This is a genomic window from Solibacillus sp. NPDC093137 (genome assembly GCF_050280445.1).
Taxonomy (GTDB): Bacteria; Bacillota; Bacilli; order Bacillales_A; family Planococcaceae; genus Solibacillus; species Solibacillus isronensis_B.
In genome coordinates this window covers 71,402-85,008 of record NZ_JBNNVH010000005.1, presented here as the reverse complement: position 1 = coordinate 85,008, position 13,607 = coordinate 71,402, and the positions used below count along the sequence as shown (strand labels likewise).

Genomic DNA, 13,607 nt, shown 5'->3' with positions numbered 1-13,607 from the left:
CTACAAAACAATAAAGGTCAACCTGTCAAAAATAACAAGCAGTTCAAATTTTACTTAAAATTTGAACTGCTATTTTTATGTCGTAACGGTTTAAATAGGATGATCTTAAATTTACTACTCAAATACTGCTACTAAACGACCTTTTACTTCATGATTTTTCAGTTTCTCGATACCTTTGTCGACTTCTCCAAATGGAATAGTAATCAGATTCGGACTCATTTTACCAGTAGCGAAGCAATCATATACTCCTTGTAAGTCTTCTACCGATCCACCATTGCTTCCTAAAAGTTTAATTTCTTTTGTAATCATTAAATACGTATTGATATTGGATTCCAGTTTCCCCATACCAACAATTACAACTGTGCCTTGTACTTTTACAGCTTCCAATGCATCAGACGTTGTTTGTCCAAAACCGGCAAAATCAACAATGACATCACATTCAGCTTCTTTCATCTCTAAAATCGTATCGTAAACTTTATGGGCACCCAGTTCATCAGCAAGTTTACGCGCATCTGGAGAAACATCGGTTGCATATACTTCACACCCTTTAATTAATGCCATTTGTAAAGCAAATTGTCCAAGTCCGCCGATTCCGATGATTCCTAATTTTGTACCTTCTTTCGCTTGCCCGATACTAAAAAGAGCACGATAAGCTGTGATACCTGCATCTGTTGAAGCTGCACCTTCTACAAAGGAAACGCCCTCAGGGATAATCACACATTGATGCTCAGGAACACGCACTTTTTCCGCATAACCACCATCATAGTTATATCCGGCAGTTACTTTCGTTGCTCTATCCATCGGGTTAACGCCAACACGGTCCCCGACTTTAATGTTTTTCACACCTTCACCAACTTCAATCACTACCCCGGCGAACTCATGCCCCATAATAACAGGCCCATTAGGGAAAAGTGGCATCCAGCCTGGATCCTGCAATGCCGCTACATCTGAGTGGCATAGTCCGGCAGCTTTCACATCAATTACAACATGACCCGGTATTGCTTTTGGATCTTCTTTCTCAATCAATTCTAATGGTTTATTTGTACCTGAAAATAACCAGCCTTTCACAAAATCGCCTCCCAATATTCAGTTCCATCTTAGAATACCCTCTTCATTTCAAATCAAATCAAATCAAATCAAATCAACCTTTTTTATAGCACGTAAACCGATTCCAGCAGACGTAAAAAAAACCAAACCCCAAAAATGTTGGGGCTAGGCTTTAGAATATCTTAACAGTCTTTATTATTCTGTTTTTGGTTTTTATTACGATTTTGATTTTGATTTTGATTTTGGTTAAAGTTTACTTCCTGAGCAAATTCTTCTCTGTTTGCTCGTGGTCTGTTAGCATTTTGATTTTGGTTCTGCTGTTTTTTGTTATCCTGAGTTTTATTGTTTTTATGTTTATTGTTACCCATTTCAACTCACCTCCACTAACAGTGTGTGTGGAAAGTAAATTTCTATCCCATTGTTTATCTAAAAGCTTTGCTGTAAATTTCACGCAATTCGGTTGCGTCATCTTGCCAATTTGCGCTTCCCCATTGAATCTAACATGAAATCCTCTCGAACACTTTCACAAACGCCGATGCGGATGAGTATGCTAATAAAAAAGCCCAAATTCATATTACTATTGAATCTAAAAGTTGAGAGGAATGGTATGAGTGTATCCTTTTTATACAAATGGTTTTACTTATCCGCTTAGCGCTTCCTATGCGCAACCCTTTTCCCAATATACTGCACCGCTTCGTCATTTTTTAACTCGGCAACAGAGCAATCTTGATCAGCGTTGTATAAGTAAAACAGAGGCAGACTATATGGCAATGAATCGATTACTTTGGATGGAGCATGTCAATTGGACCAGAATGACGATTATTAGCATTGTGTTCCAATTGCCTGATTTACCATTTGTCCAAAAGCGCCTCCTGCAAAACGCAACTGACTTAGGCAATTGTCTGCGTCCATTTTATGGTGACCAAATTGCGGATTACTACGCTAAGCTTATTCAAGCTCACCTAGTCATTGCTGCCGAACTTGTAACAGCAGCAATCAAAGGAGATACAAACACGGTGAATGCTAAAGAAAAAGAATGGTATAAAAATGCGGATGACATTGTTTTATTTTTAAGCAATCTAAATCCATACTTATATAAAGATGCACTGCAGGAAATGTTCTATAAACATTTAGAGTTAACTAAAAAAGAAGCCGTGACAATGATTCAAAAAGACTATCAAACGGATATTGAATTGTTTGATGAAATTGAAGCCGAGGCATTGGCTATGTCCGATATGATCGCATCAGCAATTGTAATGCAATTCTTTTACCGATTTATGTGTCCACACAACTCTTATTAATAACACAACATTTAATGTATAATTAAAATAAATATTTTAACCAGGAGTGACTGATATGAACCTTAACAAAATATTTATTGCCATCATACTCAGCCTGTAACGGTCCAATTTATTCTTTGGGGGACTTTTACAGGCTGAGCCCTAACCCAAGGAGTTGATGGTAATGAAACCACATACTAAAAATCGTAGTCGAGCCTATTATCGACATCAGCGAGAAAGAGTCATTCAACGGAAACTTAAAATTGCGAAACAAATTGGATGGCATGCTCGCTATACCGGATATTTTGCAAAAGGGAAAATTCACTGTTCATGTTGGATGTGTTCTCAAAAAACGAAAATAGATGGATTTCCCCATTCACAAATCACTCAATTAGAACGCTTGAACAATCAATTATCCGAACACTATAAGGAATATCAAGATTAAGAATTTTTAGGCAGGAGGAATTTATTCCCCCTGTCTTTTTCATATGATTTTTTTAACCTCCCCCCAAAAAACGAATAGCTCCTGGCGGGAATTCCATAAGTCCCCTTACATTTGATTTAAATACTATAGAAGACTGCTCGTATATTTTTATACTCGGTCTTCCTTTGCTGCTGCGAGCTAATTTATTTTATATCTTTCCGCTATCCAAATTCGAATAAGACATATGACTTGTCAATCATTGACTAATCAACTAAAATAAAAACCTATTCTAATTTCGATAAAGAAGGGTGAAAAAATGTTACAACAAAAATCAGCTTTAGAAAAATTAATGGAAGAACGTAAATCAGTTCGTAAATATGAACCTGGTGTTGCGATTCCTCGCGAGACAATTCAACATATACTTCAACAGGCAACAACAGCTCCATCATCAAGTAACCTGCAGCCTTGGCGCTTCCTTGTTATTGACGATGCTGAACAGAAGAAAGAGTTGCGTATTGCTGGATTTAATCAGGAACAAATTGAAACATCCTCTGCAATTATTGCAGTCATCGGCGATATCGAAATGTATAAAAATGCCAAGCAAATTAATGATTTAAATGTTGAGTTGGGCTATATGCCACGTGAAATTGCAGATATGATGATTTCAAATTCCGAAGCATCGTACAGCAATTTTTCTGATGCTGAACGCAGTAATATTGCACATTTGGATTCAGGTTTAATTTCTATGCAAATCGTACTTTTAGCGAAGGATATGGGCTATGACACAGTAATAATGGGCGGCTTTGATAAAGCAGCATTCGCTAAAAAATATGAGCTGCCTGCCAATGAGGTTCCGATGATTTTAATCGCTATCGGAAAAGCTGCTATGCCAGCACGTAATTCATCTCGTTTACCATTCGAACAAATTATTCGTTTCTCTAGCTAATGGACTTATAGGGTCCTTTGCCTGACATGTTCAATTGAAATTTTTTATACTTTATCCGAATGAATGGAAATGCTACCATATAGGGATAGATACCTAGAACGAAGAGTTATCAATGTAAGGAGGGTTAGTATGGAAGTTTGTTTGGATGATAAAAAACAGATGATCATGATGTTAAAAAGATTAGACCGTCATGTAACGCAAATTTTTGAAAAAAGAACAGAAGTCAGTTTGACGAGATATGAAATTTTAGTTTCTTTAATTAAAAAAGGAAGCGTTACACAAAAGGTCCTGCAACAATCCTTAGCTATCGATCAATCTGCAATTACGCGCCATTTAAAGCTGCTTGAAGAACAGCAATATGTGGAACGACAACGCAATGCAAAAAACAACCGAGAAGTTCTTGTAACGATTACCGATAAAGGACGAGCATTACTTGAAGGTTGCACAATATTTAAAGATCAGTTTCTGAATGATTTATATGAGGATTTTTCAGATAGCGAATTACAGCAGCTTAAGCAATTTCTTACACGCTTAAATCATAATGTAGAGAAGCTTTAATCGTTGAATAATAATAAAATAAGAAGAACGATTTTCTGTATCCAGGAAATCGTTCTTCTTTTATTGCTCTCATAACCCTTTCTACTACTGGCGTTTCCAATAAATTAACGTAATTACGGATGATTTTAAATGAGAATGTTTATCATCTGTGATATACTATAACTATAAAGAAAATAAGCATTATTTAAGGAGAATGTTTTATGCAAATATACTGGACGAAAATAAACAAAATTATTGATGAAACATCAGAAGTTAAAACGTTTTTGCTCGACCTTCCTGAAGGCTTTACATGGGAAGAAGGTGCCCACACACACCTTGCATTAGAAGGTTTCAATGCTGGTGATCAGCCAAATAAAAGCTTAGTTCGTCATATGTCAATCTCCACGTTACCAAATGAGCAGACTGTCGGAATTACAACTCGCATTAGAGAACTGTGCTCTGAATTTAAATCGATTTTAAGAAATCTCGAAGTCGGCGATAAAGTTGCACTATTTAAAATCCATTCAAATGTACCCCTGAAAAGAGAAGATAAAAATATTTATTTATTATCTTCCGGTGTAGGTCTTGCAACGTTCAGACCGCTTGTACTTACTTATTTGGAACGCCCTGATAACATCAATCGCATTCATTCTCTTAATATTGATTCAACAAAGAACTTCTTATTTACGGATGTTTTTGAATCTGCACCTGATAAAAATTTCACATCACAGTATGTTGATAATCGAAAAGATTACTATGAAGAAGCTAAAAAACTTGCTGCAGATCAGGACGGACTATTTTATGTTGTCGGCAGCGACGAGTTTATTATGCAAAACATTGACGTGTTGCGTGAGCAAGGAATCAAACCGGAACAAATTATCCTTGATAAACGTGAACGACAATTACCTAATTTCTTCCCGGTTGAATCTACAATTTAATTAATTATATGAAACGGGGCTATCCGAAAAAGTATTCTGCTTTTCGGATAACCCCGTTTTTAATATTCTATAGATTTTTTATAGTTTACTTTAAATATTCCGCAAAGAAGTCTACCAATGCGTTATAAAATTCAATTCGGTTTTCTTCATTTGCAAAGCCGTGTCCTTCATTATCTTTTACCATATACTCAACTTCCACACCTCTATTTTTAAGTGCCTGTACGATTTGGTCTGATTCTTGTTTATTCACACGTGGATCATTCGCCCCTTGTGCTACAAATAAAGGTGTTTTGATTTTATCGACATGGAAAACCGGTGAAGCAGCTTTTAACAGTTCCTTATCTTTTTCAGGGTGGCCTACACGCTCATAGAACATATTTCGTTGTGTTTCCCAATATGGAGGGATTGTTTCCAGTAATGTAAAGATGTTTGAAACCCCTACATAATCAACAGCTGCGGCATATAAGTCTGGTGTGAATGTTATACCGGCCAAAGTTGCATACCCCCCAAAGGAAGCACCGTAAATACCGATTTTTTCTGCATCAGCAATGCCTAAATCAATTGCCCATTGAACCCCATCTGTAATATCATCCTGAATTTTTAATCCCCATTGTTTGTTGCCCGCTTCAAGGAAATCTTTACCGTAGCCTGTGGATGATCTAAAGTTCACTTGAAGAACTGCATAGCCTTGATTAGCTAATAACTGTACTTCATTATTAAAGCCCCACATATCACGTGCCCATGGTCCACCATGCGGAATGACAACTAACGGTAAATTTTCAGCTATTTTATTTTTTGGTAGTGTTAAATAACCATGGATTATTAGACCGTCTCTCGCTTCATAGGAAATAGAACGCATCTCCGCTAAATTACCAGCATCCAACCATGAGCCTAACTCTGCTAATAATGTCATTGTTTCTGTTTCAGCGTCATAATAATAATACTTTCCATACACAGTATCGCTTGAAACACTTACGATAAATTTCGACATTTCCTTATTGTAATCGTTAATTCCAAATTCACTTGCACTTACACCGAGTTGGTCTTTCATTTTATTGAAAAGATTTTCAAACTCGCTATCGAAGAAATTATAGTGAACTTTATCCGTGATATACGCAGCGTAAAGAAGTTGATCTTTTGTTGAGCTGTAAAGAGCCCCTGAAATATCTACGAGTGGGTTTGAGAAAACTACTTCTTCTTTGCCCTCTAAATCATATTTTACTAGTGCCGCTTTATCTCGACCCTTATCAGATACGGCATAAATAGATTGATTGTCTCGAGAAAATCCTAGCGGTGAAACTGTTTCACCAGCATCAATCGAGATAAAGGGCTGGAACTCCTCTTCTTCTGTTTCACGATATAAAACAGCACCTACTACACCGTCAGATGCTACAGCCATTCGAATTTGTCCTTTGCTATCGGGAATCCAGCTTAAAATATTCCCAGGATTTTTTGCTACTAACTTTGTTGCACCTGTCTTTAAGTTTAATTTATAAACATCAAATACCGTTGCATCTTCTTTGTTCATCATGATTAAAATTTCATCTTCAACATCTTTTAAATAATCAATAGGAAGTACAACAACATTCGGGTACGGCGTTAAATCTTTTTCTTCTGCACCGTTAAATGTAGACGAGTAAATATGATAATTTTCGTCTCCCCCGTTATCCTTCAAATAATACATACTATTATCTTTCCAGAAAAGCCCCGCAATATCTCGATCAGTTGTACTTGTTACTCGCACAGGCTCGCTCTCATCAGCCATGTTCTTTATAAACACATTTAAGCGACTTTGCCATTCAGCAGCGTAAGCGATGTATTGGCCATCTGGAGACATTTGATAACCTAAACTACCGGGATTCCGCATAAAATCTTCGACAGAGATTTCCTGTACCCCTGTGTTATTAATATCTTTGTTTTGATATTGCTTTACATTACTAAACATTTTGGAAACCTTTGCTTTTGTAATCGGCTGGAAATCCGAAATACCTTTAAATAAGCCTAGTTTTTCAGCTGTTTTTCTATAATCATCGAGCGTTTCCTCATTTGTTTCTGCACCAAGTGCTTTTACTAAAATAAGTGCAGACTGATTTTCAGTAATATAGTTGCTTGTATTTTCGAACTCATAATCACCAAGCCAATTTCCGATGACTTCTGCTCTCATATAGTCTGACGCATGCTGAAATGTTAAAGCAGTGACAGCTTCTTCAAGAAAAGCATCAATGGTTACTCGTGACTCTTGACTTACTGCTAACTCATTTGTAGAATTGTTTGCTAAAGCTGAAAATGGTAACGAGACTAATAATGACATCGTTAACATAACTGATAAAAAGGTTTTTTTCACAATATCCCCTCCTTGATTAATATAAATTTAATAATAACTCACAGAATTATTTATGTAACATATAATTCAAATTATTCAATATTTTTACATATTTATAAATTTAAATTCCATAACAATACATATTTTTGAAACTTCTTTGTAGCACAAACGTATATTATTGATTTTCTCAAGTTTAGTGAAATAACAGGAGCATTCAAATATTTTAAAGAAGGTCACGCTCAAGGCAGCTTTCTTTCATCCCCATTTGTTATTATGCTTCCTGTAAATTAATGATATTGACAAGTTATATTTTCATTTTAAAACAACAAAAAAGCCGAATGATGTATTAGAATCACTCAGCTTAATCTTTTAACGTTATTTTAAACCTGTATCTGATAATGCAGGAATTATTTTCTGATCAATTTCACTAATAAAAGAATTTAAAATGCCAATTTGCTCTTCTAGTTTTTCCTTGTGCTGAATTAATATAGCTTGTGTATTAATCTCTTCCTGCTCTAAATTCAGCGTTGATATATTTTCTCTTATATCCTCAATTGACATGCCTAGACTTCGAAAACATTTAATTAATTTTAAAAGTTCAATATCTTGTTCATCAAATATTCGATGCTTTTGTTCATTTCTTTTTATTGGTGGAATTAAATCTATTTTTTCATAGTATCGAATTGAACTTGCAGGTATTTCAATTAAGAGGCTCGCTTGTTGAATTGTATACACGAGGTGTCCTCCTTGACTTAAAGTATGGTTTAACCTATAAGCTTGATAGTATCAAACTTAAAGGAGATTGTATAATGAAAAAGATATTATTAGTAGTAACGAATACCTCTAAGTATCCCAATTTAGATCGTGCAACAGGATTATGGTTAGGAGAAGCTGTTCACTTTGCAGCTGAAATGGAAAAAGCAGGATATGAAATTGATTATGTGAGCCCTAAAGGTGGTTATACGCCACTCGACCCGCATAGTTTGCAACCGGAACAAATGACCGAATTAGATTGGAAGTATTACACAAATACTGATTTCTTAAATAAACTAAGCACTACTTTGTCCGCTGACTCTATTAACCCAAATGATTATGCTGCTATCTATTATGCAGGTGGCCATGGAGTTATGTGGGATTTCGCAGAAGACGAAAACCTGCAAAACATTGCAAGCACTATTCACGCTAACGGTGGTGTTGTTTCTGCTGTTTGTCATGGAGTTGTTGGATTATTAAATATTAAAAATGGTGATGGTGAATATTTAATTAAAAATACTAAAGTGACTGGTTTTACTAACACAGAAGAAATTGCTGTTGGACTAGATAAAGTCGTTCCATTTTTAACTGAAGATGAACTTGTTCGTAAAGGGGCTAATTACGTAAAAGATGCTGATTGGTCAGTATTCACTGTAACTGATAATCGTATTGTTACAGGACAAAATCCTGCATCAGGTGGCGCAGTTGCCAAAGATGTAATTAAGTTATTAAAATCACTTTAATACAAATTAACTCAAAAAATTTTTTTTAACCTCAAAAAAGCTGTGCTAAAATCCCCATACAATGTGGATTTTTGGCACAGCTTTTTTATTGTATTTCTATACTAACTCCAACCAAGCAACCGCTTCACAATGTGTCGTGTGCGGGAACATATCGACCGGCTGTACTTCCTGCGTTTTATATCCGCCGTCTTCTAAAATACGGAGGTCGCGCGCAAGGGTTGCGGGATTGCACGATACGTAAACTACACGCTTCGGTTTTTGCTCGATGATTGTACTCAGTAACGCTTCATCACAGCCTTTACGCGGCGGATCGACTACTAATACATCTGCTTCCTTACCTTCTTTGTACCAGCGGGGAATGACTTCCTCTGCCGGGCCAGCTTCGAAATATGTGTTTGTAAAACCGTTTAATGCGGCATTGCGTTTTGCGTCCTCGATTGCCTGCTCGACAATTTCAACACCCATTACATGACCAGCCTTTTGGGCTAAAAACAGTGAGATGGATCCGATACCGCAGTATGCGTCGATTACGCGTTCATTACCTGTCAGTTGCGCATAATCGAGTGCCTGCTTATAAAGCACTTCTGTTTGAACCGGGTTGACTTGATAAAACGAACGTGCCGAAATTTCAAAGCGGACATTGCCGATTGTATCTTCAATTGTATCCTTGCCCCAAAGTGTGAATGTATCGTTGCCGAAAATTACATTTGTTTTTTCGCCATTTACATTTTGCACAATTGAAGTGACATTTGGAATAAGTGCCCGGATTTTTTCGATTGCCGCGCTCGTCTGCGGGAACTTTTTAGACTTTGTAACAAGTACGACCATCACTTCTCCTGTTGCACGTCCTTTACGAACGACCACGTGACGCAGCATACCTTGATGGGATTTTTCATCATATGGACGCACACCTAAAATTTCTAATTCACGTTTCAAATCTGCCATAACAACATCGGCTTCCCCAGTTTGAATTAAGCAACGTTCCATATCAACGATTGAGTGTGACTTCGTTTTATAGAAGCCTGCCACCATCTGTCCTGCTTCGTTTTGCGCGAAAGGTATTTGGGATTTGTTGCGGTAATGCCAAGGCTCTTCCATCCCTTTTACCGGAAGGACAGGCGCATCGATTTTACCAAGACGCTTCATCACATTTGCGACCATATTTTGTTTCCATTTTAATTGTCCCTCATACGAAAGATGCTGTAATTGGCATCCCCCACATTGCGAGAAATAGACACATGGCGCTTCTACACGATCAGGTGACTTTTCCAGTATATTTATAACTTTTGCAAAGCCATAATTTTTTAATGTTTTCATAACATGAATTTCGGCAGTTTCTCCAGGAAGTGCCCCTTGTATAAATAATGGATAGCCATCGATTTTCGCGACGCCATTGCCATCATGTGTTAAATCTTCTATATAAACTGTTTGACGATCATTTTTTTTAATTGGTGCAGACATGTTCATTTCTTCCTCTCATTTCAATCACTTTATTGTACCACGCTCCATATATTTTGCACTTATTATACTTTCCACTAACATTCTGACTAATCCCAATTATTACTTTTGTTCTAGTATTCAGTAAGTATTACCTATATAATTTACCTTATAGCTCTAATAATTCTATTAATTTCAAGGAGAAGAAAAAACATGTCAGTTCGCAAAAAACTTAATATAGGCTTTATTTTAATCGGGATGATACTTCTGCTTTCAATCGGATTTGCAACCGTTCAGTTTTTCCGTATTGGTGATGAAGTTTCCAAAGCCGTTGATGTACAGATGGCACAGGTTACTCGTATTAATGATATTCAGCAGCACATATTATCCCAAGGGATTTATGCACGTGCCTATGCAGTAGACCCTTCTCAAAATAACTTGGATTTTCTAAACAGCCATACAAAAAGCCTCGTTCAATTAATTGAAGAGGTACAAGGTGAGAATATTTTAGCAGAAGCGACACCGGTTATTACTAACTTAAAGGATCAGTCGGAAATAATCGCTGGGCAAATTGATAAGGTCATTTCATCTGTACAGGCACGTGATATTTCATCCGCTCTTTCAATGGTGAACGGTGATTATACATATACGAGCGTATTCACGAGCGAACTTGCGGAGAAAGTGGAACAAATCGAAAACAAAGAGCTTGATAAAGTGGTAAACAATACGAAAGACATGATCTCACTTTCTACGATTTTGTCGATTATTTTCATTATTATTACGCTTATTGTCATCGGCTTTTATATGGTGTATACGAAATATGGCGTTACACAGCGTCTCCAATCCATTACAAATGATCTGGAACAAATTGCAGATGGTAATATTAAAGTTTTACATAAACCGGTTCACACAAAAGATGAATTCGGTATGCTGTCGAATGCGTTCATTTCATTGCAGCGTAATTTTGAGGACTTATTAATAAGCATTCAGCAAAATGCAAATCAGCTTAGCTCTTCGGCGGATGCACTTATGAAAAACAGCGGGACGATTTCTTCGGAAACAGCCCATATTAAAGAATTGATCGAGCATACTGCACAGACAGCCGCAACGATGACAATTGGAGCAAATGAAAGTGCGCTTGCTGTAGATGAAACTGCACAGGGAATTAACTCGATCGCACGGGCAACACAGGACCTGCATAGTAGTGCGGTGACATTGACACAGTTTGCAAATGATGGGGTAAAGATTATTGATGAAGCGATGCAGCAAATGGAAACAGTACATGCATCGACTCAATCGATTTCCAACCTATCCAGTGTCTTAATCGAACAGTCGGGACAAATCAGTACAATAACAAAAGCTATTACTGATATCGCGGATCAGACAAATCTACTTGCCTTAAATGCTGCCATTGAAGCTGCCAGGGCTGGTGAACATGGGAAAGGCTTTGCTGTTGTTGCAGATGAAGTCCGTAAACTCGCGGAGCAATCCAAAAAGTCGGCAAATGAAATTGTACATTTAACTGAAACGATTCAGCACAACTCCCAAAATGTGGGCGAAGCGGTGGAAAGCAGTCTCAAACGTGCAAATGATGGTGTTGTTATTATCGATCGTGCCGGTCAGTCGTTTCATACGATTACCGATAGTATTTACAATATAACGGAGCGTGTAGAACATATCTCTGCTACATCACAGCAAATTTCAGCAAGCTCTGAAGAAGTTGCCGCTTCCGTCATCGAAATTTCGCAAGGTACAGAAAAAACGATGACGGACGTAGAGCAAGTAGCCAATGCAACTCAACTTCAAACTGAAATTGTCGTTGAAATGGAAGAGCTGTCTAAGCGACTAGCTAATCAGGCCAAACAGCTCCAACAAAGTATGGAGAAGTTTACATTGTAGAATGAATTGATTTAAATTACCTTCACTTTAACGGTTTTCACTTGTTGAAGTGGAGTTTTTTAGAAGTTTCTCATTGTTTATTAGAACAACTTTTCGTTTATTAGAAAAGTTGAAGGAGATATTAGATAAGATGCTTTCTACAGGGGGTTAGAGTGCTCTTTCTTATGAGAAGGTACGGATTTTAGAACAATGGTGTACTTTATTAGAAGATGTTAAAAGGATATAAGAGCATTCTTTGGGTTTATTTGAACATCTCAGCCCAAACTAAAAAACTCACAAGGGCATTCCACTACCCTTGCAAGTTTTAGTTAAATTACTTCTTCATCTGTTTCAATTTCACGAATTTTATCGATTGGCACGAATACTTCAATATGCCGTTTTAAATTTTGGAAAACAGCTGGTGCATCCCCGCCATATTCCCCGTCCAGATTTAAATGCACTTCCTGATCAGATGATACGACAACACGGCTAGCTTTTCGGTAAATGAGACGCTCGTCGGATAAATGCTCACCACGTAATGCGAGTGAAGCAATACGTATGAAATCAGCAATATTGCATTCCTTTAAGATCATAACTGTAAACAGTCCGTCATTAATCGATGCATCGGGTGCTATTTTTTCGAAACCGCCTACTGAATTTGTTAAGCCACATAAAAACATCATCGCTTTTCCATCAAACTCTTCATCATCCATCTGGATTTTCATATGAGTTGCTTTAATAGAAGGAATCATTTCAATTGCCTTCAAATAATACGCCATTTGTCCAAGTACCGTTTTCATTCTGCTCGGTACTTCGTATGTCAGCTCGGTAATTCGCCCGCCTGCAGCAATGTTAATGAAGTAGCGGTCGTCATTCAAAATACCGACATCGACAGGTATTGTATCCCCTGCAAGAATGATGTTTAGTGCTTCTTCAACATTTCGGGGAATACGAACAGCCCTTGCAAAGTCATTTGTCGTCCCCATTGGAATTAAACCAAGCTTTGGCCGTTTTTCGCATTGACTAACACCTGCCACTACTTCATTTAACGTACCGTCTCCACCTACTGCAATTACAACATCAAATTCTCGTCTTACAGCTTCAATTGCAGCTTTTGTTGCATCACCTTCACCAGTCGTTGCATGGCATGAAGTTTCATATCCGGCTATTTCGAGTTTCTCCAATACTTCCGGAAGATGTCTCTTAAATACTTCACGACCCGAAGTTGGGTTATATATAATTCTCGCTCTTTTCATATTGATCTCATCCTGATTAATTATATTTTTCATCCTGTCCAAAGT

Annotated in this window: 13 protein-coding genes; 7 read left to right on the top strand and 6 right to left on the bottom strand. The window is 37.2% G+C overall.

Annotated features, from left to right (window positions below):
* Nucleotides 1–114: 114 nt before the first annotated feature.
* Together ACQKN3_RS15680 and ACQKN3_RS15675 are read right to left on the bottom strand one after the other, a co-directional pair.
* The gene (locus ACQKN3_RS15680; protein ID WP_427713102.1) at nucleotides 115–1,068 is read right to left on the bottom strand and encodes a zinc-binding dehydrogenase; all 954 of its coding nucleotides are present in this window, start codon (nucleotides 1,066–1,068) and stop codon (nucleotides 115–117) included.
* Between the two features lie 161 nt (nucleotides 1,069–1,229).
* Nucleotides 1,230–1,415: a hypothetical protein gene (locus ACQKN3_RS15675; RefSeq protein WP_350478804.1), complete on the bottom strand. Its 186-nt coding sequence runs from the start codon at nucleotides 1,413–1,415 to the stop codon at nucleotides 1,230–1,232.
* A gap of 243 nt (nucleotides 1,416–1,658) precedes the next feature.
* Between ACQKN3_RS15675 and ACQKN3_RS15670 the strand changes: the two genes are divergently transcribed.
* The 5 genes from ACQKN3_RS15670 (at nucleotide 1,659) to ACQKN3_RS15650 (ending at nucleotide 5,172) form a co-directional block, all read left to right on the top strand.
* The gene (locus ACQKN3_RS15670; protein ID WP_427713099.1) at nucleotides 1,659–2,348 is read left to right on the top strand and encodes a hypothetical protein; all 690 of its coding nucleotides are present in this window, start codon (nucleotides 1,659–1,661) and stop codon (nucleotides 2,346–2,348) included.
* Nucleotides 2,349–2,511: 163 nt separating this feature from the next.
* Nucleotides 2,512–2,772 carry a hypothetical protein gene (locus ACQKN3_RS15665; protein ID WP_427713097.1) on the top strand — a complete coding sequence of 87 codons (261 nt, stop codon included), beginning with the start codon at nucleotides 2,512–2,514 and terminating at the stop codon, nucleotides 2,770–2,772.
* Nucleotides 2,773–3,067: 295 nt separating this feature from the next.
* Nucleotides 3,068–3,697 carry a nitroreductase family protein gene (locus ACQKN3_RS15660; RefSeq protein WP_427713094.1) on the top strand — a complete coding sequence of 210 codons (630 nt, stop codon included), beginning with the start codon at nucleotides 3,068–3,070 and terminating at the stop codon, nucleotides 3,695–3,697.
* Between the two features lie 129 nt (nucleotides 3,698–3,826).
* Nucleotides 3,827–4,255 carry a MarR family winged helix-turn-helix transcriptional regulator gene (locus ACQKN3_RS15655; protein ID WP_427713091.1) on the top strand — a complete coding sequence of 143 codons (429 nt, stop codon included), beginning with the start codon at nucleotides 3,827–3,829 and terminating at the stop codon, nucleotides 4,253–4,255.
* Between the two features lie 200 nt (nucleotides 4,256–4,455).
* Entirely contained in the window at nucleotides 4,456–5,172 is a 717-nt protein-coding gene (locus ACQKN3_RS15650) for a dihydropteridine reductase (RefSeq protein WP_427713089.1), read from the top strand.
* Nucleotides 5,173–5,257: 85 nt separating this feature from the next.
* Here the strand turns inward: ACQKN3_RS15650 and ACQKN3_RS15645 are convergent, their stop codons facing one another.
* On the bottom strand, nucleotides 5,258–7,516 hold the full coding sequence (locus ACQKN3_RS15645; RefSeq protein ID WP_427713087.1) for a prolyl oligopeptidase family serine peptidase: 2,259 nt from the start codon (nucleotides 7,514–7,516) through the stop codon (nucleotides 5,258–5,260).
* A gap of 354 nt (nucleotides 7,517–7,870) precedes the next feature.
* Nucleotides 7,871–8,230 (bottom strand): MerR family transcriptional regulator, encoded by a 360-nt coding sequence (locus tag ACQKN3_RS15640; protein ID WP_427713085.1) that lies wholly within the window; start codon nucleotides 8,228–8,230, stop codon nucleotides 7,871–7,873.
* Nucleotides 8,231–8,304: 74 nt separating this feature from the next.
* Here ACQKN3_RS15640 and ACQKN3_RS15635 point away from each other — a divergent pair, with 74 nt between their 5' ends.
* Complete coding sequence (locus ACQKN3_RS15635) at nucleotides 8,305–8,991, top strand: type 1 glutamine amidotransferase domain-containing protein (protein ID WP_251690764.1); 687 nt, start codon at nucleotides 8,305–8,307, stop codon at nucleotides 8,989–8,991.
* 96 nt (nucleotides 8,992–9,087) lie between these two features.
* Here ACQKN3_RS15635 and rlmD read toward each other — a convergent pair whose 3' ends face one another.
* Nucleotides 9,088–10,452 carry a 23S rRNA (uracil(1939)-C(5))-methyltransferase RlmD gene (gene rlmD, locus ACQKN3_RS15630; protein ID WP_427713083.1) on the bottom strand — a complete coding sequence of 455 codons (1,365 nt, stop codon included), beginning with the start codon at nucleotides 10,450–10,452 and terminating at the stop codon, nucleotides 9,088–9,090.
* A gap of 189 nt (nucleotides 10,453–10,641) precedes the next feature.
* Here rlmD and ACQKN3_RS15625 point away from each other — a divergent pair, with 189 nt between their 5' ends.
* Nucleotides 10,642–12,327: a methyl-accepting chemotaxis protein gene (locus ACQKN3_RS15625; RefSeq protein WP_427713080.1), complete on the top strand. Its 1,686-nt coding sequence runs from the start codon at nucleotides 10,642–10,644 to the stop codon at nucleotides 12,325–12,327.
* Between the two features lie 308 nt (nucleotides 12,328–12,635).
* On the opposite strand, the gene ACQKN3_RS15620 is transcribed toward ACQKN3_RS15625, so the two are convergent.
* Entirely contained in the window at nucleotides 12,636–13,562 is a 927-nt protein-coding gene (locus tag ACQKN3_RS15620; RefSeq protein ID WP_251690767.1) for a diacylglycerol kinase, read from the bottom strand.
* Nucleotides 13,563–13,607 lie beyond the last annotated feature (45 nt).